The 22,036-nt window shown below is 61.3% G+C and carries 15 protein-coding genes and 1 pseudogene; 9 read left to right on the top strand and 7 right to left on the bottom strand.

From position 1 onward, the window contains the following. The first annotated feature begins 359 nt into the window (after positions 1-359). The 6 genes and pseudogenes from BEN48_RS08975 (at position 360) to BEN48_RS08955 (ending at position 7,369) form a co-directional block, all read left to right on the top strand. Positions 360-2,873: a response regulator gene (locus tag BEN48_RS08975; protein WP_083320913.1), complete on the top strand. Its 2,514-nt coding sequence runs from the start codon at positions 360-362 to the stop codon at positions 2,871-2,873. 246 nt (positions 2,874-3,119) lie between these two features. Further along, positions 3,120-4,280, top strand: coding sequence for an MFS transporter (locus BEN48_RS08970; RefSeq protein WP_070734253.1), 1,161 nt, complete (start codon positions 3,120-3,122; stop codon positions 4,278-4,280). A 203-nt stretch (positions 4,281-4,483) separates the two neighbouring features. Next, a complete protein-coding gene (locus BEN48_RS08965) occupies positions 4,484-4,861 on the top strand; it encodes a cupin domain-containing protein (RefSeq protein WP_070734252.1) in 378 nt (125 codons plus the stop codon). 4 nt (positions 4,862-4,865) lie between these two features. After that, a pseudogene (locus BEN48_RS08960) lies at positions 4,866-5,468 on the top strand (SDR family NAD(P)-dependent oxidoreductase); the annotation flags it as partial. A gap of 62 nt (positions 5,469-5,530) precedes the next feature. Further along, on the top strand, positions 5,531-5,656 hold the full coding sequence (locus tag BEN48_RS20175; RefSeq protein ID WP_394330929.1) for an SDR family oxidoreductase: 126 nt from the start codon (positions 5,531-5,533) through the stop codon (positions 5,654-5,656). Positions 5,657-5,788: 132 nt separating this feature from the next. Then, on the top strand, positions 5,789-7,369 hold the full coding sequence (locus BEN48_RS08955; protein WP_241502224.1) for an MDR family MFS transporter: 1,581 nt from the start codon (positions 5,789-5,791) through the stop codon (positions 7,367-7,369). 20 nt (positions 7,370-7,389) lie between these two features. On the opposite strand, the gene BEN48_RS08950 is transcribed toward BEN48_RS08955, so the two are convergent. The 7 genes from BEN48_RS08950 to BEN48_RS08920 all read right to left on the bottom strand — a co-directional run bounded on the left by BEN48_RS08950 (position 7,390) and on the right by BEN48_RS08920 (position 17,473). Beyond that, the gene (locus tag BEN48_RS08950) at positions 7,390-8,682 is read right to left on the bottom strand and encodes a MutS-related protein (protein ID WP_070734251.1); all 1,293 of its coding nucleotides are present in this window, start codon (positions 8,680-8,682) and stop codon (positions 7,390-7,392) included. Positions 8,683-8,777: 95 nt separating this feature from the next. Next, positions 8,778-9,962: a putative sulfate/molybdate transporter gene (locus BEN48_RS08945; RefSeq protein WP_070734250.1), complete on the bottom strand. Its 1,185-nt coding sequence runs from the start codon at positions 9,960-9,962 to the stop codon at positions 8,778-8,780. A gap of 64 nt (positions 9,963-10,026) precedes the next feature. After that, a complete protein-coding gene (locus BEN48_RS08940) occupies positions 10,027-11,352 on the bottom strand; it encodes a cation:dicarboxylate symporter family transporter (protein WP_083320912.1) in 1,326 nt (441 codons plus the stop codon). Between the two features lie 55 nt (positions 11,353-11,407). Further along, complete coding sequence (locus BEN48_RS08935; protein WP_070734249.1) at positions 11,408-12,319, bottom strand: AEC family transporter; 912 nt, start codon at positions 12,317-12,319, stop codon at positions 11,408-11,410. Between the two features lie 145 nt (positions 12,320-12,464). Further along, positions 12,465-15,560 carry a TonB-dependent receptor gene (locus tag BEN48_RS08930; RefSeq protein WP_158010133.1) on the bottom strand — a complete coding sequence of 1,032 codons (3,096 nt, stop codon included), beginning with the start codon at positions 15,558-15,560 and terminating at the stop codon, positions 12,465-12,467. A gap of 52 nt (positions 15,561-15,612) precedes the next feature. Beyond that, on the bottom strand, positions 15,613-16,644 hold the full coding sequence (locus tag BEN48_RS08925) for a FecR family protein (protein WP_070734247.1): 1,032 nt from the start codon (positions 16,642-16,644) through the stop codon (positions 15,613-15,615). 214 nt (positions 16,645-16,858) lie between these two features. Further along, complete coding sequence (locus BEN48_RS08920; RefSeq protein ID WP_083320910.1) at positions 16,859-17,473, bottom strand: RNA polymerase sigma factor; 615 nt, start codon at positions 17,471-17,473, stop codon at positions 16,859-16,861. 284 nt (positions 17,474-17,757) lie between these two features. On the opposite strand from BEN48_RS08920, the gene fdhD reads away from it, so the two are divergent. From fdhD to BEN48_RS08905, 3 genes are all read left to right on the top strand, one after another. Next, entirely contained in the window at positions 17,758-18,636 is an 879-nt protein-coding gene (gene fdhD / locus BEN48_RS08915) for a formate dehydrogenase accessory sulfurtransferase FdhD (RefSeq protein WP_070734246.1), read from the top strand. 98 nt (positions 18,637-18,734) lie between these two features. Then, complete coding sequence (locus tag BEN48_RS08910) at positions 18,735-19,082, top strand: DUF7009 family protein (RefSeq protein ID WP_070734245.1); 348 nt, start codon at positions 18,735-18,737, stop codon at positions 19,080-19,082. Positions 19,083-19,205: 123 nt separating this feature from the next. After that, positions 19,206-21,761: an FdhF/YdeP family oxidoreductase gene (locus BEN48_RS08905; RefSeq protein ID WP_070734244.1), complete on the top strand. Its 2,556-nt coding sequence runs from the start codon at positions 19,206-19,208 to the stop codon at positions 21,759-21,761. Positions 21,762-22,036 lie beyond the last annotated feature (275 nt).

Raw genomic sequence — 22,036 nt, 5'->3', positions numbered from 1 at the left:
TTTAGTGTGGCTCGGCCTTGAGTTGCGGGCGCTGCCTAAGCCCGGCACAGGCTCAGCTGCTGTGGTAGTATCTCCGCTAAGCAGAGCCGCATAAACTAGTGCGAATGGAGGCGAAAATTTCAATCAAATAACCCTGCTTTACGGAGCGTGATGACATCGAAGCAAGCAGTGGACTACAAGAACATTACTTGAATAGTGCTTGTGCTTACTGCTAAGGGTTACATAAATTTAAAGACATTCATTATAAAACCTATTAGATAAATTAAATTTAATAAAGTTTAAAGACACGGTGGTAAGCGCTTTAGCTTTGGGTATTAATGTATATTTGCTAATTATCTACTAAGTCGCGCTTATATTATATGTCTGAATTATACCATTTAGGCGATTTGCCTTTGCCGTATGTTTCGAGTGCCGTTGCCACTTGCGGCGACGAGCAGGAGCCGGCTGCAAGCATTGCTGAACTTAAAAAAGCCCTTGCCAACGCGCAGGCAGCCTTGGGTGCGGCAAAGCAGGAGCTGGCTGAGCAGAAGGATTTTTATGTCACGGTTCTCGACAACCTGAAGGTGGAAGTAGCGGTGTTCGACACCGAAAACCGCTACCTGTTGGTGAACAGTAAGTCCATTAAAGACCCGGCGCTGCGGGAGTGGGTGGTAGGAAAAGACGATTTTGAGTACTGCTCGTACCGGCAGCGGCCGGTGGAAGTGGCCCAACGCCGCCGCCAGAAGTTCGCCGAATCTGTGGCCTCGGGACAGGAAGCGACGTGGGCCGAGGACTTTGAAGTAGCAGGACAATTCCGGCAGGTGTCCCGGCATCTCATTCCGGTGTACGCGGCCGATGGCTCGCTGCGCATGGTGGTGGGCACTGGCACCGACATGACGGCCCGGCAGGTAGCCGAGAAAAAGCTCGACGAGCAGCGCAAATTCTACGAGTACGCCCTCAACCACGTGCCCTGCGACCTGGCTATTTTTGATGCCGAACTGCGCTATTTGTTCGTGAACGCCAGCGCCATTAAAGACCCCACGGCCCGGGCGTGGATTATCGGCAAAACCAACGCCGAGTACTGCGCCCACTACAACCACTCGATGACCCTTGCCGAGGAGCGGCACAGGCGCCTGAACCAGGCCTTGGATGAGCGCCGGCTGGTCACGTTTGAGGAGGCCTCCCAGCGGCGCTCGGGCCCGAGCCACCAGTACCGCTGCCTGCAGCCCGTGTTCCACGCCGATGGCAGCCCGCACCTCATTGTGACTTATGGCCTCGACGTGACGGAACGCGTACAAACCGAACAGGCCCTGCGCCACGCCAAGCTGGCGGCCGAGTCGGCGGTGCGGGCCCGCGAGCTGTTTCTGGCCAACATGAGCCACGAAATCCGTACGCCTATGAACGCCATTCTGGGCATGAGCCAGCTGCTGGCCAAAACGGAGCTTGCGCCCGACCAAGAAAGCTACCGCCACGCAATCAGCACATCGGCCGAGCATTTGCTGGTGATTATCAACGACATTCTGGACCTCTCCAAGTTGGAGGCCGGCAAGATGACACTGGAGCAGGTGGGCTTTACACCGGTGCACATGCTTGCTGAAATCGAGCAGACCTTGCACTACAAAGCTGTGGAGAAAGGGCTGTGCCTGCGCGTACAGGTGGCGCCCACCGTGCCCCGCGTGCTGCTCGGCGACCCCTACCGCATCCGGCAGGTGCTTCTCAACTTGGCCGGCAACGCTATTAAGTTCACCGAAGCGGGCCATGTGGCCATCACCTGCGACTTTGTGGCCGATGCCGACAGCCGCAACGGCGAGGTAACGTTCCGGGTGGCCGATACCGGCGTGGGCATCGAGCCGGAGTTCGTGAAGAACATTTTCAGCGAATTCAGCCAGGAAGACTCTTCGGTGACGCGCAAGTTTGGGGGCACGGGCCTGGGGCTCAGCATTTGCCGCAATCTGCTAAAGCTGATGGGCAGCGATGTGCGTCTGGAAAGCGTGAAGAACCAGGGCACCGTGATGCAGTTTACGCTGCGCCTGCCGCAGGGCGTGGCCACCGACCTGGCTCCCAAGCGCGTGCTTCCCCTCGACAGCTCCACCCGCCAAAGCCTGCGCAACAAGCAGGTGCTGCTGGTGGAGGATAACCGCTTCAACCGGCAGATTGCCAAGACTTTTCTTGCCCACGCCCACGTGCAGGTGACCGAAGCCGAGCACGGCGCCAAAGCTGTGGAGTTGGCCCAGTACCGCCGCTTCGACCTGATTCTGATGGATATTCAGATGCCGGTGATGGACGGCTACGCGGCCACGGCCTTGCTGCGCCAGCAAATGGGCCTCACTACACCCATTGTGGCCCTCACGGCCAATGCCGTAAAAGGCGAACGGGAGAAATGCCTCGCCGCCGGCATGAACGGCTACCTCACCAAGCCCTTCAAAGAAGAGGAGCTGCTGAAAATAGTGGGCGAATGGACCCTGCTGCAGCCCGTGCCTGAAGCCAGCCTGACCGCCGATGCCGAAGAGCCCGGCTTCCTGCTGGCCCCGGCACCGCCGGCCGTGCCGCTGGCTCCCCAGCTCTACGGCGTAGAGGAATTGCTGCAGGTGGGCCAGGGCGACCCCACCTTCGTGACCTTTATGCTGGAGACTTTCGTGGAAAGCTGCGAAGAGGCCATGCAAGGCCTGAGCCAGGGCATGCTCACCAGCGACCTGGTCCTGCTGAAAACCACAGCGCACACGCTACTTCCCAGCCTGGTGCACCTGCAGGCCCTACACCTACTGGCCCCCGTGGAGGTGCTCGACCAATGGCAGGGCGGTTTCAAGGCCGCCACGCTCCAGCCGCTGGTGGACTCCATCATCCTGCTGCTGCGCGAAGTGGTAGCCCAAATCAGGCTGGATACCAAAAAATAACGCAGTACCATAATCCGCCGCTGCCACGGCCCGTGATACCTGAGGTCACGGACTGCGGCAGCGGCGGTTTTGCGTTTGGGTGGCTGCCGTATGGGGGCGTGTGGTAGCGCAAATGAAAGTGAAGCGTCACTGCTGCCAAACAGGCAACTACTGTGCGCTGGCTGGCGTTGGGTAGGCTTATAATTTGCCAGATACAATAGCGATAGAGGGCTCCCGTCCGGCGCTTGGGGCAAGAAGATTTACGTGATGATTTCATTGACTGCAACGGCCCCGCCCATTTCCCGCAAAGCCCACCGCCTGGCGGTGGGGGTTTTGTTTTTTCTGTTGGGGCTGTGCTTTGCCAGTTGGGCTTCGCGCATTCCGAGCGTGCAGCAGCGCATGGGCATTTCGGAGGCGGAGCTGGGCTTAGTGCTGCTGGCGCTGCCGTTGGGCCAGCTGCTGTCGTTGCCCGCCACGGGCTGGCTGGTGGCCAAAGAGGGCAGCCGCAAAGTGGTGCTGTGGGGCGTGGTGCTGTACGCCACCGCCCTGGTAGCCGCAGGCTGGGCCAGCAATCTTTACCAGTTGATACCCTGCCTGGTCCTGTTTGGCGTGGGCGGCAACCTGACCAATATTTCGGTGAATACCCAGGCCGTGGGGGTGGAGCGGCTTTATAAGCACAAGCCCATTATGGCCTCGTTCCATGGGCTCTGGAGCCTGGCCGGGTTTGTGGCAGCGGCCGTGGGCTCGTTTATGATTGGGCACGCCGTGCCGCCGGGCGTGCACTTCCTGCTCATTGCCTTGCTGATGGGGGCGGGGCTGGCAGTGAGCGCCGGCTACACCGTGCGCCAGGACGCGGGCGTGGACCCCGACCAGCCCATTTTCGTGAAGCCCGACAAGGAATTGCTGGGCCTGGGCGCCATTGCTTTTTGTGCCCTCATCTGCGAGGGGGCGATGTTTGACTGGAGCGGGGTGTATTTCAAGAAGGTAATTCAGGCCGATAAAGACTGGGTGGGCGCGGGCTACGTTGCCTTCATGAGCACCATGGCCCTGGGTCGTTTCGGGGCCGATAAGCTGGCCGAACGGCTGGGCGCCCGGCGCGTGATTCAGCTCAGCGGCCTGCTCACGGCCACCGGCCTGCTCATTGCGGTGCTCCTGCCGATGCTGGGCACGGCGCTGTTCGGCTTTTTCCTGGTGGGGTTCGGCACATCGGCGGTGGTGCCGCTGGTGTACAGCGCGGCGGGCCGCTCGACGCACATGTCGGCCGGCATGGCCCTGACTTCGGTTTCAACGATTGGCTTTCTGGGGTTTTTGCTAGGCCCGCCTATTATCGGATTAGTGGCCGGGGCTACCAACTTACGGGTGTCGTTTGCGCTTATTGCGGTAATGGGCCTGTGCGTATCGGCGGTAGCCAGCCGGGTGCGGGTGTAGCGGGTGGGGCGGATTGAGAGGAGAAAACGGTCATGCTGAGCGGAGCGGAGCGCAACTGAAGCATCTCTACCGCATCGGTAATTCTAACAAATGGGTTAGTATTGAGGTAGAGATGCTTCAGTTGCGCTGCGCTCCGCTCAGCAAGACGGCCTTTTTTATTATCCACAACGTCAACAACCCACTAAACCTCATCCCAACCCCCCATGGAAGAAAACCAATCCGTTACCAAGTACACCTGGGAAGACATGCCCAAGGAGCAGTTGTCGGACCAGCTGTCGCGGCGCCTCATCACCGGCAACGACATGATGCTGGCCCATGTGTACCTCAAGAAAGGCTGCGTGGTACCCCTGCACCACCACATCAACGAGCAGATTACATACATTCTGGAAGGGGCTCTGCGCTTCCACATTGGGGCCGAAGACGGCGAGGAAATCATTGTGCGGGCCGGCGAGGTGCTGCACATTCCGTCCAACGTGCCGCACACGGCCGAAGCCCTGGAAGACACCCTGGACGTGGATATTTTCAGCCCGCCCCGCCAGGACTGGTTGGACAAATCCGACGATTACCTGCGTAAGAAATAGCCCTATGGACCTTGGACTTAAAGGAAGAGTAGCCCTGGTGGCGGCAGCCAGCAAGGGCCTGGGCCGCGCCGTGGCCGAAGAGCTGGCGGCTGAAGGTGCCTCGCTGGTGCTCTGCGCGCGCGGCGAGGAAGCACTGCAGGAAACGTGCGCGGCCATTGCGGCGGCCACCGGTGTGCCCGTGCTCGGCGTGGCGGCCGACGTATCGAATCCCGCCGACGTGGCCCGCGTGGTGCAGGCTGCCATGGACCGGTTTGGCCGCGTGGATGTGCTGGTGACTAATGCCGGCGGCCCGCCCGCCGGCACCTTCGACACGCTGAGCCGCGAAATGTGGGAAGCAGCCACGCACCTGCTGCTCACGAGCGTGGTGGAGCTCACGCGCGCCGTGCTGCCCGGCATGAAGGAGCGGGGCTGGGGCCGGATTCTGAACGTGACGTCCATTGCGGCCAAGCAGCCGGTGGAAAACCTGCTGCTCTCCAACAGCCTGCGGGCGGCCGTGACCGGCATGGCCCGCACGCTGGCCAACGAAGTCGCGCCGTTCGGTGTCACCGTCAACAACATTCTGCCCGGCTACACCCGCACCGAGCGGGTGGAAAACCTGGCCGATGTCCTGGCCGCGCGCGACGGCATTACCGCCGCCGCCGCACCGCCCGGTGGGAAGCCGAAATCCCCATGCGCCGCCTGGGCGAGCCCCGGGAATTTGCGGCGCTCGCGGCTTTTTTGTGTTCGGAGCGCGCCAGCTACATCACCGGCACCTCCGTTGCCGTAGACGGGGGCTGGATTCGCTCGCTGCTGTAGGCAGCGGACTACATGTTTTAGAAACGTCATGCTGAGCTTGTCGAAGCATCTCTACCGCAACAGTAATCCAATCGGCTCAACGAAGCGGTAGAGATACTTCGACAAGCTCAGCACGACGTTCTGGTTTTCCCCATGCCTACCCCCGCCACGCCCGCCAACACCCTCGCCCACCGCCAGAAGATGCTCACGTTTGCCGGTGTGCTGCTGGCCATGTTCCTCGGCGCGCTCGACCAGACCATAGTGTCCACGGCGCTGCCGCGCATCGTGGCCGATTTGGATGGGCTGGAGCGGTTTACGTGGGTGGCCACGGCGTACCTGGTAGCCAGCACGGCGCTGGTGCCCATTTATGGCAAGCTGGCCGACATGTACTCGCGGCGCAAAATTGAGGTCACGGCCGTCGTCATCTTCCTCATTGGCTCAATGCTGTGCGGGCTGGCCGGTGAGTTTGGCCCGCTGCCGCTGCTGGGCGACGGCATGAATCAACTGGTGATTTTCCGGGCCGTGCAGGGCCTAGGCGGCGCGGGGCTGTTTGCCATGGCCTTCATCATCATTGCCGACCTTTTTCCACCCGCCGAGCGGGGGCGCTACCAGGGCTTCACGGGCGCGGTTTTCGGCACGTCGTCGGTGCTGGGGCCGTTTTTGGGCGGCTTTCTCACCGATAACGGCGGTGGCCTGATCCCCGGTGTGGCGGGCTGGCGCCTGGTATTCTACGTGAACCTGCCGCTGGGCTTGCTGGCGCTCTGGTTTATTCTGACCCAGATGCCGGCCCTGCGCCCGCGCGGCCAGCCCAAGCCCTTTGATTACCTCTCGGCCGTACTGCTGATGCTGGGCCTGGTGCCGCTGGTGATGGCCCTGCAGCTCAACAAGGCTGTGTATGGCTGGACCGACCCATTCACGCTGGGCCTGCTGGCTGTGTCGGTCACGTCCATCGTGGCGTTCGTGTTTCGCAGCCTGCGCCACGAGAATCCCATTCTGGACTTTGGCCTGTTCCGAAACCCGGTGTTCCGCACCGCCAACGCGGCGCTGTTTCTGCTGGGCGGGGCGTTTCTGGGCATCATCATCTTCCAGCCGCTGTTCATGGTGAATGTGCTGGGCGTGTCGGCCACCAAAGCCGGGGTCAGCCTCATTCCGCTTTCCATGGGTGTGGTAGCGGGTTCGTTGCTGGCGGGGCAAATGGTGTCGCGCTACGGCCACTACAAGCGCTGGATGCTATCGGGGCTGGTGGTGTTGCTGGGGGGACTGTCGCTGCTGGCCACCATGTCCGCCGATGTGGGCTACTATCGGATACTGGGCTACCTTTTCTTGTGCGGCATCGGCCTGGGGCCCACCATGCCGCTCTACACGCTGGCCATTCAAAACGCCATTGAGCCGCGCCTGCTGGGCCAGGCCACCTCAGCTAGCCAGTTTTTCCGGCAGATTGGCGGCGCCATCACCGCCTCCGTGCTCGGTACGGTGCTTACGCTCACCCTCACGCAAAGCATGCCCGCTACTACCGCGCCGCCCGCAGCGCAAGCCGTGGTTGCAGAAGGGCCCGCATTGCCAGTGGCTGCCGGCGCTACCTCCCCACAGATGCGTGCGGCCTTCTCCAAGGGTATCTCGCGGGTTTACTTCATCAATATTCTGCTGGTGGTCGGTGGGTTGGTGATGACGCTATTTGTGCCTGAGCTGCCGCTGCGAAAGACGAATAGTGCAGCGCCGCCGCTAGCCGAATAGGATACGGTGGTTCATTCTGCCTACTGCGCTAGTAAACCAGGTAATCCCGCTTCATCAAATAGAATCCGACCAATCTTCAGTCGAGACCAGCCGCGCTTGAGCTGATAGGAAAAAACAGGTTTGCCATCAGTGAGCACGCAGTCGATGTGGTAACTGCCCACGGCTGCCTGGGCGTCGTTAGCAGCGTAGGGCTCCAACTGGCTAAGGTGAGTTGAAATAAAGAAAATTGAATGTGGAAAGCGCGCCAAGCCGGTGATGGTGGCGCGGGTGATGTCGAGTGCATCATCGGGGTTGGTGCCCCGGAAAAGCTCGTCGAAAACAGCAAAGCATTTTTGGTCACCGGAGGCCTGCTCAAGTACCGTTTTCAGGTGCAGCAGTTCGGTCATGAAGTGACTGTAACCGCTGCGTAGGTCGTCGTTGAGGTTGATGGAGACGGCAATGGTATCAAAACACGGAAGGACGCAGGTAGTGGCCGGCACGTCGAAGCCCAAATGGGCCAGGTAGACGCACAAGCCCAACGCTTTAAGCAGTGTTGACTTCCCGGCCATATTAGGTCCAGTAAGTAGAAACACGTTTTCATCTGGGGGCCGTTGGAAGTCGTTCGGCACCGCATTGACCACTGCCGGATGATAGAGCCCCTTCACCTCAAAGGTTGACACGTGGAATGTCGGTGTACAAAAAGCGTGTTTCAGCCCCGCTTTCGTGAGCGACCAGTAGGCCTCAAATAGAAACAGAAACTCCCAAAAAGCCGTAATTTTTACGGACGATATGCTCTCCAGCGTGCGGGTTAGTTGCACGGTTTGCGTTATCGAAAATGTTTTTTCCCTAATAGATACCGCATACGAACTCAAATCAAAGCTCTCTAAAAACTGCTTGGCCGAATCCAGTTGCGCCGCGAAGGACTCCGGAAAATCAGCAGGCTTGAGGCGTCGGAAGTAACGCTCGTGAAAGCGGTCGAGCAACAGTACCATCTGAATCAACGAGGCCTGCGTGCGATGCCTATGTTCATCCGACCAGAGGTAGCCCAATCTTGCTATGATAGGGGACGATTTTAGTGATGTCCGGCCGCTTTTTAGGTTATTGAGAAAGGTCTGTGTTTCGCGCTGATAAATGGGCGAGTAAGAGAACTCGCTCAGTACTTCCCAGTTTTGGCGGAACCCCTTTAGGATTTCTTGGCGCTCCAAAATAGCCATCACTGACCCGGGAGCCTGTCGAAACAGGTGCAACAGGGCAGTTTCAGCCTGCCCAGTATGCGTGAAATTGAAAATTGGCAGAACATCGGTTACAATGTTCAAGTCTTGAACAAGCAGCATAGTTGATTTGAAAAGGGCCAGTGTCGAGGCGTGGGTGCCAACGATGACGAACGCTGAAAAGTACAGGCTGCAGGCCGTTTCAATTGGCTGCGCGCTTACTTTCCCAGTGCCACCCAGCCGCGCTGAATGGCATAGTACACGCCCGTGCCCACCACCAGGCCCACCAGGTAGCCATAGGGCAGCCCGGCGCACAGCAATCCTACCAGCAGCGCCACCACCAAATCGGTGCGGCGGCTGCTGATGTCGCGCAGTAGCGCGGCCAGCGTCAGGGCTTCAAAGAGCAGGAGCACGCCCAAAATCGGGAGTGGAAAAATCTGCACCACCTGCTGAAAGCCCTGGCTGAAAAACAGGCCCAGCGTGAGAAACAGCGCCCCATACAGCACCACCGAACCGCCCGTGCGCGCCCCAAACGCGTAGTGTCCCACCATGCCGCCCGAGCCGTGGCACACCGGAAAGCCGCCCAGAAACGGGCTCACCAGGTTCATCAGCGAGTAGGTGAAGCTGATTTTGCGCACCGTCAGGTTGCGTTCCGGGAAGTAGTCGGCGGCAATCTGGCGGGTGGCCAGCACCGAGTTGCCCAACGACAACGGAATCTGGGGTAGCGCCAGCAGCACGGCCCCGGTCAGAATATCGGCCGGCTGTGGCACGTGCCAAGAGGGCAGATGCAGACCGATGGCCCGCTGCGCCGTGCCCAAATCCAGCTTGAAAACCAGCGCATACGCCACGCCCAACGCAATGACGGCCAGCGCCGCCGGCCAGCGCCGGTTGCCCAGCAGCACCACCGTGATGATGAAGGCCGCCGCCGCCAGCGCGTAGCCCGGCAGGCCATCGGCGGGCACGTACTGCTTCAGGGCCAGCGTGGCCAGCTGCAGGGCCAGCCCAAACTGGATGCCGCGCACCACGGGCTTGGGCACGAGCCGCGCCAGGGCGTCAATCAGCCCCGTGACGGACAGCAGAAACATGCTGACCCCAATGGCCAGCCCGCCGCCAAAAATGACCCGCCCGGGAATTTTCTGGGCAATGACCAGCGCGGCGAAGGCCTTGAGGGGCTGCACGGGCATGGGCATGCGGTACCACAGTCCCGAAAACACCTGCATCAGCCCAAATAGAATGAGCACGCCGGCGCTGTCGACCCCCGAGGCCGCGATGACGCCGATGAGCAGCGGCAGGTCGGTGCCCAGGTCGCCAAAGGCCCCGGCCAGTTCGTTGCGGTCGAAGCGGATGGGCGGGCGGGTAGGAGCGAGGCGGGGTTCTGTTTGGGTCAGGGTTGAGGGTTCCACAGGGGCAAAGGTCGGCTAGAAGCGCTGACTCTGCGAGCCCGCGACTGGCCCGAGCGCATAGAATCTACAACGGCCCCTCCTGTTTGTTTTTCAGCAGGCGCGCAGCCTCGCTGGCCTGCTCGGCCACCTCGCCCAGGTACTCGCCGCTGGTGTAATCCTTGCGCCAGCGGAACGGCTTCATGCGCTTGCCCAGCGCCTCCTCGGCCATGTCGTGGTCGAGCGCACCCTCGTTGTGGGCCAGGAAAATGGTGGCCACGCCGTTGCCAATAAAGTTGGTGATGGAGCGAGCCTCCGACATAAACCGGTCGACGCCCAGCAGCAGGGCCAGGCCCTCTACCGGAATGACTTTGAGCGCCGTGAGTGTGCTGGCCAGCACCACAAAGCCACTACCCGCCACGCCAGCAGCGCCCTTGCTCGTCACCATGAGAATGCCCATCATGGTCAGAATCTGCGCGCCCGATAACTCGATGTGGAACACCTGGGCCAGAAAAAGCGTGGCCAGCGAAAGGTAGATGGTGGTGCCGTCGAGGTTGAAGGAGTAGCCCGTGGGCACCACCAGGCCCACCACCGGCTGGGCGCAGCCCATGCGCTCCAGCTTTTCCATCAGGCCCGGCAGGCCCGCTTCCGACGACGACGTGCCCAGCACAATCAGCAGCTCGGCCTTGATGTACTTCAAAAACGAAAGCATGCCGATGCGGCAATACCGCAGAATGCCTCCCAGGATGATGAAAATGAACAACGCCATGGTCACGTACACCGTCACCATGAGCTTGCCCAGCGGCAGCAGTGTGGCAATGCCGTATTTGCCAATGGTGTAGGCCATGCCGCCAAATGCCCCGATGGGCGCCAGCAACATCACGTAGTGCAGCCCCCGGAACACATACCCGGAGGCTTTTTTGAGCAATTGAATGATGGATTTGCGGCCGGCGTACTTGCTGAGCACCACGCCCATCACAATGGACAGCAGCAGCACCTGCAGCGTGAGGTTGTCGGCCAGAAAGTGGCCCCACGAAAAATCGCCGGCCCGCTTCGTGAACTCGCCCACCTTTTCAGTACTCAGCTTGCCCACGGACACGCCGTCGCCGGGCCGCACCACTGCCGCCACTGCCACGCCAATAACCAGGGCCAGCGTGGTCACAATTTCGAAGTACAGCAGGGCTTTGCCCCCAATGCGCCCCACCTTCTTCAGGTCGCCCATGGTGCTGATGCCGAGCGTGATGGTGAGAAAAATAATGGGATTAATAAACAGCTTCACCACGTCGATGAAGCGCTTGCCCAGGAATTCCATCTCCACGGCCGTGGCCGGGGCGAAATGCCCCAGCAGGGCTCCGGTCACAATGGCCAGTAGCACCCAAAAGGTGAGGTTGCGGCTGAGTGTTTTAACGGTCATGGCAGCAAAGCGTGAGGTAGCGTAAAGGGGCCGGGCCCCAAAGATGACAAAGGTTTCAGTGCGCCGTGAGCCACCAGCCCAGCGCGGCCAGCAGCGGCAGGGAGAGCGGAATGCCCAGGCCCACCATTTGGGCAGCCAGTGGAGGGTCCAGGCCGTAGCGGTCGGCCACAACTGCAGCGGTGTTCATGGGACCAATGGCCGCGCCCAGCACGCACAAATCCACCGTGCTGCCGTGGTGGTTGGTGAGGCCCCGGTACACGGCCCACACCAGCAGGGGGGCCAGCACCAGCTTGTAGCCCAGGCCCAGGCTGAGCATTTTTAGCTGCGCCCGCGGCACCACCAGCCGCATCTGCAGGCCCACCGAGAGCAGGGCAATCACCGGAAAGGGCGAGCTGAGCCGCTCCAGTACCCCGCGCACCAGGCTTGGGTGGCGGTAGCCCAGCACGTTGGCTCCCAGCGCCAGCACAAACGCCAGAAAGGGTGGGAACCGCACCACATTGCCCACTATGGCCTTCCAGGAGGGCTTGGCTGCGCCATACAGCGAACCCACCACCACGCCCAGCGTCACGCAAATGAGAATGGAGCCGGCCACGCTCATCACAATGCCCATTTCGAGGCCGGCCCGCCCATAGAGCAGCTCGAAAATGGGAAACCCCACAAACGAGACGCTGCTGATGCCGCCCGTGAGAATGAGGGCGCCCACCGTGCCGCGAGGCAGCGCCAGGCGCCGCCCCACCGCCGCAAAAAACAACCACGCCACCCCAAAAATCAGCCACGGCATGAGCATGGGCAGCAAAAACCGCTGGTCGAGCCGCGCCTCGGCCAGGTGCAGAAACGTGAGCGCCGGCAGCAGCACCGCAATGAGCAGCTGGTTGAGCACGCCGTGTGCACCCGGCGGCACCAGCTGCCAGCGCCGCAGCGCCGCACCCAGGCCCAGGCACACCAGTAGCAGAGCCAGGTTGGTCATGGGGAGTAGTGAATGGGTTGATTACAAAAAAAACGTCCTGCTGAGCTTGCCGAAGCATCTCAACCGCTTCGTTACAACGGTTTAGGCGAAGCGCTAGAGATGCTTCGGCAAGCTCAGCAGGACGTTCTTTTGCCTTGGGTGACCGCTAAAACGTGAGCGTGACGTTGGTGTAGTAATAAGCGCCGTTGAAGCCGAACTGCGCCACGTTGCGCGAATAGGGGATTTCGCCGTTGGAGTAGCTCGCAAACCGGGACGAATCCACTTTGTCGGGGTACACGTTGGTGATGTTGTTGGCGCCCAGCGTCACCGACACCACGCGCGCCGGATTATACACCAGGGCCAGGTCGAACAAGGTTTTGCCGTCAAATTTCTGGCTGATGTGGCGCGGGTTCGGGCGGGCAGTAGAGGCGGTAGGTTTCTCAAAGGCCGTAACCGAGCCGAAGTACGAGGCGCGGGGCGTGATGCTGAACTTGCCCATCTGGTACGTGGCCGAAAGCAGCACCTTCTGGCGCGGCTGCGCCCGCTCAATCAGCCCAATGCTCACCGTGTCAATCAGCAAAATGCGGTTGGGGGTACCGGCTTGCAGGGCCGCCGGCGTGTCGCGCGTGCCCACAATGTTGGTGGCGTTGAAGGTCAGGGCCAGGCTGGTGCTCAGGCGGCTGCGCTCGCTGAACTCAGTCTTGTAGGTCGTTACCAGGTCGATGCCGCGGGTGCGGGTATCAATGGCGTTGGTGAAGAAGCGAATTTCGCTAACGCCGTCAAATGCCGGCGTTTGCAGGGCCCGGATGCCCGTGTTAGCAGCCGCGCTGCCCTTAATCAGCCGTTCGCTGTTGATGATGCGGTCGGAAATGTCAATTTGATACGCATCCAGGGTGAAAAGCAGGCTTTCGGTGAGCCGGGCGGCCACGCCCACGCTGTAGTTCCAGGAGGTTTCGGCTTTGGGGGCGGCCACGCCCAGCGGCACCAGGCGCGGGTCGTCGTTGCGCAGCTGCTTGGTTTGTACAATCACCCCCGACTGTACCGTAGAAGTGGTCACGCTGTTGAAAATTTGCTGCAGCGAAGGCGCCCGGAAGCCGCGGTTGATGGAGCCGCGCAGCGACACGCCTTCGGTCACTTTGAAGCGGGAAGCAAATTTGCCGGAAATGTTGCTGCCGAAGTCCGAGTAGTTTTCGTAGCGCAGGGCCGTGGTCAGGAGCAGGCGCTCGGTCACGTCGCTTTCCACGTCCACGTACACGCCCACGTTGGAGCGGGTGGCGTTGGTTTCGTCGTCGGGCGCAATGCCCGGCCGGCCGCTCGAGCCGGGGGCCTTGGCCGTGCGGGCCGGCGAAGTGGGCGTAGCCGGTGCAGCCAAGGCAAACGGCCCCACAAAGTAGGACTCCGGGCTGCCCCGCTCCAGCTGGAACCGGTCGACCCGGAACTGGCTGCCCAGGGCGAGGTTAAACGACTTGGTGCCAAACAGGCCCGCGTAGTTGCGCGACACGTTGACCTCGCTCGTGCTTTGCCCAAAGGAGCTGCGGCCCACAAAAAAATCGGTCGGCGAATCGGCTCCCATCGATGGGTTGGCCGAATTTTTCACAAACAGGTCCAGAAAGTTGTAGCCGTAGCCGGTGCTGAAGTCCAGGTTCCAGCCGCCGGCCAGCTTGCGGCTCAGGCCCACCACGGCCGAGTAGTCGTCGCTGCGGCCGGGCAGTTCGGGCAGGTAGCCATTAGGCTGCACCGGGCTATAGTTCACGTTGTTGGGCTGGGCGTTGCGGAAAAATCCATAAGCCAGAATGTCCTTGCGCGACGCGCCGCCAAAGCTGTATACGGACCACCCGGCGCTGCCCACGGGTATGCCCAGGTTGTAGAACCCCTGGTAGATGTTGGCTTGGTTGCTGCCGTACACGCCTACCTTCAGCGGCTGCCCCACCTGCGGGTAAATATTGCCCCGCTCCGTGCGCAGGCGGTTTTCGTTATCAATCTGGGCCGCCGTGGGTTGGGCCGGCAGCGCCGGAAAAGCCGTGTAGATGCCGCCCACATAGTCATCGCTGCGGTTGGTTTGCTCCTGGCGCTGGTATTGCAGGGTCATGTTGAGGTAGCCGGGGTTGGTTTTGCCCAGCTTCACGCCGTAGTTGGCGCCGGCCAGGTACTGGGCGCCGTCGCCCTCCTGCGTGATGCCGAACTGGGTGCGCACCGTGGCCACGCCCGTGCTCTTGTTCAGGCCCAGGTTAATCACGCCCGCAATGGCGTCGGAGCCGTACTGGGCCGCCGCGCCGTCGCGCAGCACCTCAATGCGCTCAATGGCCAGCGAGGGCACCGCGTTCAGGTCCGTCACCACCGTGCCCGAGCCTACGGTCACGTTCAGGTTTAGAGCCGAAAACTGGTGGCGGCGCTTGCCGTCCACCAGCACCAGCACCTGGTCGGGCGAGAGGCCGCGCAGCGAGGCGGGGTCGGCGTAGTTGGCCACGCCGTTCACGCCGGTTTTGGCCGAGTTGAACGAAGGGGAGTTGAACTGCACCTGCTGGCCCAAATCGACCTGCCCGGTGGCTTGCAGCTCCTTGGCATTGAGCACGTCCACGGGCGAGGGCCGCTCCACGTCGGTGCGGGGCAGGCCGCGCGAGCCCACTACCACCACGTCGGTCAGGTCGGTGGCGCTCACGGCCAGCCGCACCTCAATGGTGGCGCGGCCATTCACCGGAATCTGCTGCGTTTTGAAACCAATGGCCGACACCACCAGCGTGGCGCCTTCCTGCACGCGCAGCGAGAACCGCCCTTCGCCGTCGGTGCCGGTGCCGTTGGTGGTGCCTTGTTCCAGCACCGTGGCCCCCGCCATGGGTTGCCCTGCGGCGTCCAGCACCCGGCCCGTCACGGGCACGTCGGCCGCCAGCAGCGGGGCCGCGGCGGGCCGGGGAGCCAGCAAAATGCCACTGGTCACCACTTCATAGTTGATGCGCAACGGGTCCAGCAGCGTTTGCAGCACGCCGCTCAGGGGCTGGTCCACGGCCTGCACGCTCACCCGGCGCTCGGCGCCGATGAGCTGCTGGCTGTAGAGAAAGCGAATGCCAAGTTGGCTTTCGATGGTGGTGAGCACCGTTTTCACGGGCTGCGCTTCCAGCTGCAGGGTCACGTGGCGCGCCAGCACATTGTCGGCAACGGGGCGGGCCGCTGCCGCCGCTCCGGCTGTCAGCAACACCACCAGCAGGGCCAGCAGCGAGCAGGAGCGCCGACCAAAACGAAGAGAGGTTTGTAAGAGACGACTCATGGGAAAAAGGGTTGGTGGGTTTTTGAAGATGAGTGAGAGCAAGGGCACGGAGCTATTCGCTTTGGCAGCCGCGGCTGCGGAAAATAATTTTTTCACTGGCCCGCTCATACGTGGCGCCCAGGGTTTTGCAGAGCAAGGTGAGCTTGCCATCCAGCGACTCTTCCTGCCCAAAGGCCAGGCTCACGGTGCAGCTAGCCAGCGCCGCACCGTTGTAGAGAATGGGCACCCCGTAGGCAGTTTGCAGCGAGGCCAGTACCTCCGTCACGGGCCGCTCTGTGAAGGCGAGGGCCTGCGGCTGAAGCACGGCGGGCTGGGCCACCAGCTCGCGTCGCAGCTCCCGCACCGCGGCCGAATACACCGCCTGCTGGTTGGGTAGCAGCAGAACGCCGGCGGGGGGCCGGCTGGGCTGTTGCGTGTCAGCCACTGCGTTGGGCACCACGTGCACGCGGCCGGTGCGCACCATCACCGCCGCCTCCGCCTGGCCCGGAAAAGCCCGCACCGTGAAGCTGGTGCCCAGCACCATGGTTTCCAGTTGTTTCGTGAGTACCCGGAAAGGGTGGGTTGCGTCGTGCGCTACCTCAAAAAAGGCTTCGCCGCTCAGCTCCACTCGCCGCTCGGGCTCCGCAAACCGCCGCGGGTAGCGCAGGCAGCTACCAGACTGCAGGACCACGGTGCTGCCATCGGCCAGCAGCACCTGGGCCGGGCGGCCCGTTGCGTTGGTGCACGTAACCCAGCCCTGGGCGGTGCTAACCTGCACCGCCGCCTCGCGGCCGCTTGCCGGACGGGTACCGGCGGTGGGCTGCCACGTTCCCAGCCCTGCCACGCCCAGTCCCAGCGCCACCACGGCCGCCGCTGCCCACCGCAAAGCGGGCGTGTGCCACCGCGTGGGCCGCGGCTGGGTACGGTACTGCACCTGCTGCCACATTTTTGCCTTGGCAACGGCCTCTTCTGCCGGGGTGGGCCGGTCGGCGGGCCGGGGCATGTCGCGGGCTTCATACCATTGGTCCACCGTCCAGGCTTCGCCCTCGGTGCAGTCGTCGTGCAGGTAGCGCTTCAGTAGCTCAGAAAAGTAAGATTGCTTCATTCAGAACGAGCCCGATAGGAGGCCCGGTATCTGCATAGTCGGGCCATATCGGGTTTGCCCTAGTCAGGTCTCAAACTTTTTTTTGAACCAGGCCCAATCTGCCACCTTGGGCTGCCCTCGCGCTTGCTGGTGCCCACAGCTGCCGTGGCTTTCAGAAGGAGATTTATTGAGAGCCGCCAACCATTGCCTCGGGATAGCACCAGCACAACAGCTTCTAGCTGGCCAGCTGCACAGCCACAGCTACCGCCACCAGAAAGTCCTTGAGGTAGCGGCGCAGCAGGCGCAGGGAGCGGGAGAGGTGGTACTCCACTGTTTTGGGCGAAACCTGGAGGCGGGCGGCTATTTCGGGCACCGACTGGTATTCGACCCTGCTAAGCCGAAATACCTCTTGGGTGTGGCCCGGCAGACTGCGCAAACTGGCGTCGAGGGCCAGCGAGAGGTCGGCGGCGGCCAGGGTTTCTTCGGTGCAATGGGTGGGCGCTTTGTGGCGGAGCGGGGCTGTGGCTGCGTAGGCCTTGCGCACCAATTGGGCCCGGATGCAGTCGATAATTTTGTATTTAAGGCCCGAAAACAAGTATGCATCAAGCTGCTGGATGCGGGCCGTGCCACGGTTGTTCCACAGCGTCACAAACAGGTCTTGCACCACCTCTTCGGCGTCTTCGGCCCGGCCCAACTTGCGCACAGCCTGCTGGTGCAAGGGCTGCCAGTACCGCTCATAAATCTCGGCAAAGGCTTTTTCATTGTCCTGGGCCAGTGCCTGCACCAAGTCTGCGTCGCACGGGGGCACAACGCACACGGCAGGAACAGGAGTATTGGAGAGCACGCGCATAGCCAACAATAAGTATTCTTAACCGAATAAGGAAAAGGCGCTGGGCCACATCAACTGAAAATACCAGGAAAGCTGGGCCCAAGTCCGGATTAATAACGTTGCACCCCTACTTGCGCGAAACAGCCTACTGCAATGTACTGTTTTAACCTCATTAAAACTGCCCGATGTCACCGGAATCGTTTGCGATGTCAAATATTCGGTCGTTTAGCGCATTATTTTCGTAATCACCTGTTAATGAGCAGATGATTAATTTGTTTTGTATCTGACTCCTTTCTTTCTCCCTCATGGACCCTGCCATCCTTCTCCCCGCTGCCAGCTACGAATTTGCCACCATCCAGAAAGTGAGCGGTGCGGGGCCGCCCGTGTCGGCATCCGACCAGCTGGCTGCCGAAGAGCCGCTGGAAATCCGCGTGGGCTATGAGCTGGATGGCCAGCGCCAGCACCGCACCCTGTCGGTTACCATGCGCACGCCCGGCCACGACGAAGAGCTGGCCGCCGGCTTTCTGCTCACCGAAGGCATCATTCAGCACAAAGCCGATGTGCTGGGCATCATTCCCTGCCCCGATGTGCAGAAGGCCGAGGAAGCCGGCAACGTGACCCGGGCCGAGCTCGCCGCCCATGTCAAAGTTGATTTTGCAGCCATGGAGCGGCATTTCTACACCAGCTCCAGTTGCGGCGTGTGCGGCAAAACCAGCATCGACGCCGTGCGCACCACCTCCTGCCCCGTGCTGCCCGCCACCGGGCCGTACCTGAGCTACGAAACGGTGCACCAGCTGCCCGAGCGCCTGCGCGCCGCCCAGGCCGGATTCGAGCAGACCGGTGGCCAGCACGCCGCCGCGCTCTTCACGCCGGCCGGCAACTTGCTCTTGCTGCGCGAAGACGTGGGCCGCCACAACGCCCTTGACAAGGTGATTGGGGCCGCGCTGTTGGCCGATTGGCTGCCCCTGCACCAGCACGTGCTGCTGGTGAGCGGCCGCGTGAGCTTTGAATTGGTACAGAAAGCCGCTGCAGCGGGCATTGGGATTATTGCGGCCGTGGGTGCCCCCAGCAGCTTGGCCGTGCAAGCCGCCGAAAGTTTTGGCATGACCGTGCTGGGTTTTGTACGCCAGGGGCGCTACAACGTATACAGCCACGGCTGGCGCCTGACCGAAACTGGAAACTGACGCGGCCAGGAATTTTGCTCAATTGTTATAGCTGCCTGCAACGACCGCACAGGCTTTACGTTACATTTGGGGTTAAGCCCCTTCCGGCTCTTCCATCCATGAAACTTCGCATCGAAGACGACACGCTGCGGCTGCGCCTTTCCGGCTCCGAAATACAGGAATTCGCGACCACTGGCCGCGTGGCGTCCACGGTGCATTTTGGAACCACAGCCGAGCAGCAGCTTACTTACGCCTTGCAGCGTGGTTCCGAAGCCCCGGAAACCGCGGCTATTACCGAGCCCGTGCAGGTGCACTACGAGCCGGGCAGCATCACGGTACTCGTGCCTTTTGACCTGGCCAAACTATGGGTTGAAACCGACCAGAACGGTTTTACGCACGACTTGCCGCTGCCCGAAAACCAGCGCCTCCGTATTTTGGTTGAGAAAGACCTGGACTGCCACCACTAAGTGAGTTATGAGTTAAAAGTTAGGAGTTATGAATTGCCGTTATTTTGGCGATAAGCCGCTGCCTGACTTGTTTATCCACCGTTTCAACTCATAATTCTTAACTTTTAACTAATAACTACACACATGGAAGACTCACCCAAAACCGACCCCAGCAAGGCTGGCAAGACTCACCAGCAACTGGCTGAGGACAACGCCCCCAAAAGCGGTGAGCGGCCCGACCAAGGAAAAGCCCCCGCCCCCGACAACTACAGTTCTGAACCCAACCGTACGCACGTGCACGCTCACATTCCTGCCCCCGAAGTAGCTGGTGCCAAGTTCCTGAACCCCGTGCTGGCCCAGCCACCCGAAGCCCTGACCGGCCTCAAGCTGGAAGCCCAGCAGCGGGTGGCGGCCGGCGTTACGGCCGTCATCAAATCCATGCAGTTCAGCTGGGCAGAAGGCGGTGTGGGCCGGGGCTCCAAGGCCCTGCTGGGCCTCAACCAGAAGAACGGGTTCGACTGCTCGAGCTGTGCCTGGCCCGACCCGGACGAGCACCGCTCGGTAGCCGAATTCTGCGAGAACGGAGCCAAAGCCACCGCCTCCGACGCCGACGACAAGGCCGCTGGGCCCGAGTTCTTTGCCAAGCACAGCCTGGCCGAGCTTTCGCGCATGACCGACCGCGACCAGAACAACGCCGGCCGTCTCACGCACCCCATGGTGAAGCGTCCCAACGACAATCACTACTCGCCCATTTCCTGGCCCGATGCGTTCAGCCTCATTGCCAAGGAGCTGAATGCCTGCGACAACCCCGACGAAGCGGTGTTCTACACTTCGGGCAAAGTGCCCAACGAGCCGGCTTTCCTGTTCCAGCTGTTTGTGCGCCAGTTCGGCACCAATAACCTGCCCGACTGCTCCAACATGTGCCACGAGAGCAGCGGCTCGGCCCTGAGCCCCACCCTGGGCCTGGGCAAAGGTTCCGTCACGCTCAACGACCTGGAAGAAGCCGAGGTTATCCTCGTAATAGGCCAGAATCCGGGCACCAACCACCCCCGCATGCTCTCGGCCCTGCAAAAGGCCAAGCGCAACGGCGCCAAAATCATCAGCGTAAACCCGCTGGTGGAAGCCGGCTTGGTGGCGTTCAAAAACCCCCAGGACTTTATGAACCCGCTGCGGGCCCTGGGCGCGCTGCTCGGCGACGGCACCCAGCTCACCGACGTGTACCTGCAGGTGCGCGTGGACGGCGACATGGCCCTGCTGCGCGGCATCATGAAGCACCTCTTCGAAGCCGAGGACCTGAACCCCGGCCAGGTGGTCGACCACGCCTTCGTGGCCGAATTCACCACGGGCTTCGCCTCGTTTGAGCAAAACATCCGCAACACCAGCTGGGAAGACATTGAAAGCGAAAGCGGCGTGACGCGCGCCGAACTGCTGGAAGCGGCCAACCTGCTGGCTCACAAGCAGAAAATTGTGACCTGCTGGGCCATGGGCGTCACGCAGCAGCGCAAGGGCGTGGAAACCATTCAGGAGATTGTGAACCTGCAGCTCATGAAGGGCGCCATTGGCAAGCCCGGCGCGGGCACCTGCCCGGTGCGCGGGCACTCCAACGTGCAGGGCGACCGCACCATGGGCATCTGGGAGCGGGTGTCGCCTACCTTCCGCGACGCTTTGGCCAAGGAATTCAAATTCTCGCCGCCCACCGAAGACGGCTACGATGTGGTGGAAGCCATCAAGGCCATGCGCCTGGGCAAAACCAAGGTGTACTTTGGCCTGGGCGGTAACCTGCTCGCCGCTGGCCCCGACACCGAGGTGATAGCCGAGGCCATGCGTCGGCAGAAACTCACGGTGTACGTGGGCACCAAGCTCAACCGCGGCCACCTCGTGACCGGCGAAACCAGCCTGCTGCTGCCCTGCTTCACGCACGTCGACATCGACATGCAGAAGGCCGGCCACCAGATGACCAGCTGCGAAAATTCGATGGGGGTTGTGAGCCAGAACAAGGGCATTCTGGTGCCGCTGGCCGGCGAGATGATGAGCGAAGTGGCCATCATCAGCGGCATGGCCATTGCCACGCTGGGCGACAAAACCGACATTGCCGACTGGGTGGCCATGACGGAGAACTACGACGTTATCCGTGACCACATTTCGCGCGTGATTCCCGGTTTCGAGGACTTCAACAAAAAACTGCGCGAGCCCGGCGGATTTTACCTGCCCAACGGCCCCCGCGAGCGGAAATTCACCACCGAAAACGGCAAAGCCAATTTCACCACGACTTCGCTTGACAAGCACACGCTGGAAGAAGGCCAGCTGGTGCTGATGACCGTGCGCAGCCACGACCAGTTCAATACCACCATTTACGAGTACAACGACCGGTACCGTGGCATCAAGGGCGAGCGCCGGGTGCTGTTTATGAACGAGCAGGACATGGCCGACCGCGGCCTCAAAGCCAAGGACCTCATCGACATCACCAGCCACTTCAAAGGCGAAGAGCGCCGGGTGGAGAGATTTGTGGCCGTGCCCTACGACATTCCCACGGGCAACGTCTGCGCCTACTTCCCCGAGGCCAACCCGTTGATTCCCATCGGCAGCGTGGCCAAAATCAGCAACACGCCCACTTCCAAGTACGTGGTGGTGACGGTGGTACCCACGGCTGTGAACAACGAAGTGCGCATCAAAGCCCGCGAGGCAATGATGGCCGAGTAGCCGGCAATTGTCACCCTGTAAGTCATGCTGAGCTTGCCGAAGCATCTCTATCGCAATAGTAATCAATTTTAGTATTGTGGTAGAGATGCCTCGGCAAGCTCAGCATGACACATGAAATTAAAAAAGCCCCGACTCCAGCTGGAGTCGAGGCTTTTTTGATGTTTGAGGCAAGGAGCTAGAGTCTGTTCTGTACTTGGAGTTAAATTTGGGGATGTCACAAGCAGCGCATTACCCGAGCGACATTTCTGACGATGAATGGGCCTTTGTATGCCCCT

It is taken from the genome of Hymenobacter glacialis (genome assembly GCF_001816165.1).
GTDB classification, from domain to species: Bacteria; Bacteroidota; Bacteroidia; order Cytophagales; family Hymenobacteraceae; genus Hymenobacter; species Hymenobacter glacialis.
This window is presented reverse-complemented; position numbering and strand designations above follow the sequence as displayed.

Excerpts from the sequence above, each read along its gene's own strand:
- BEN48_RS08910 (WP_070734245.1), top strand. The coding sequence starts at position 18,735 with ATGAAACTTCGCATCGAAGACGACACGCTGCGGCTGCGCCTTTCCGGC.
- BEN48_RS08965 (WP_070734252.1), top strand. The coding sequence starts at position 4,484 with ATGGAAGAAAACCAATCCGTTACCAAGTACACCTGGGAAGACATGCCC.
- BEN48_RS08970 (WP_070734253.1), top strand. The coding sequence starts at position 3,120 with ATGATTTCATTGACTGCAACGGCCCCGCCCATTTCCCGCAAAGCCCAC.
- BEN48_RS08940 (WP_083320912.1), bottom strand. The coding sequence starts at position 11,352 with ATGACCGTTAAAACACTCAGCCGCAACCTCACCTTTTGGGTGCTACTG.
- BEN48_RS08905 (WP_070734244.1), top strand. The coding sequence starts at position 19,206 with ATGGAAGACTCACCCAAAACCGACCCCAGCAAGGCTGGCAAGACTCAC.
- BEN48_RS08935 (WP_070734249.1), bottom strand. The coding sequence starts at position 12,319 with ATGACCAACCTGGCTCTGCTACTGGTGTGCCTGGGCCTGGGTGCGGCG.
- BEN48_RS08920 (WP_083320910.1), bottom strand. The coding sequence starts at position 17,473 with ATGCGCGTGCTCTCCAATACTCCTGTTCCTGCCGTGTGCGTTGTGCCC.
- BEN48_RS08955 (WP_241502224.1), top strand. The coding sequence starts at position 5,789 with ATGCCTACCCCCGCCACGCCCGCCAACACCCTCGCCCACCGCCAGAAG.
- BEN48_RS20175 (WP_394330929.1), top strand. The coding sequence starts at position 5,531 with ATGCGCCGCCTGGGCGAGCCCCGGGAATTTGCGGCGCTCGCGGCTTTT.
- fdhD (WP_070734246.1), top strand. The coding sequence starts at position 17,758 with ATGGACCCTGCCATCCTTCTCCCCGCTGCCAGCTACGAATTTGCCACC.
- BEN48_RS08930 (WP_158010133.1), bottom strand. The coding sequence starts at position 15,560 with ATGAGTCGTCTCTTACAAACCTCTCTTCGTTTTGGTCGGCGCTCCTGC.
- BEN48_RS08950 (WP_070734251.1), bottom strand. The coding sequence starts at position 8,682 with ATGCTGCTTGTTCAAGACTTGAACATTGTAACCGATGTTCTGCCAATT.
- BEN48_RS08975 (WP_083320913.1), top strand. The coding sequence starts at position 360 with ATGTCTGAATTATACCATTTAGGCGATTTGCCTTTGCCGTATGTTTCG.
- BEN48_RS08925 (WP_070734247.1), bottom strand. The coding sequence starts at position 16,644 with ATGAAGCAATCTTACTTTTCTGAGCTACTGAAGCGCTACCTGCACGAC.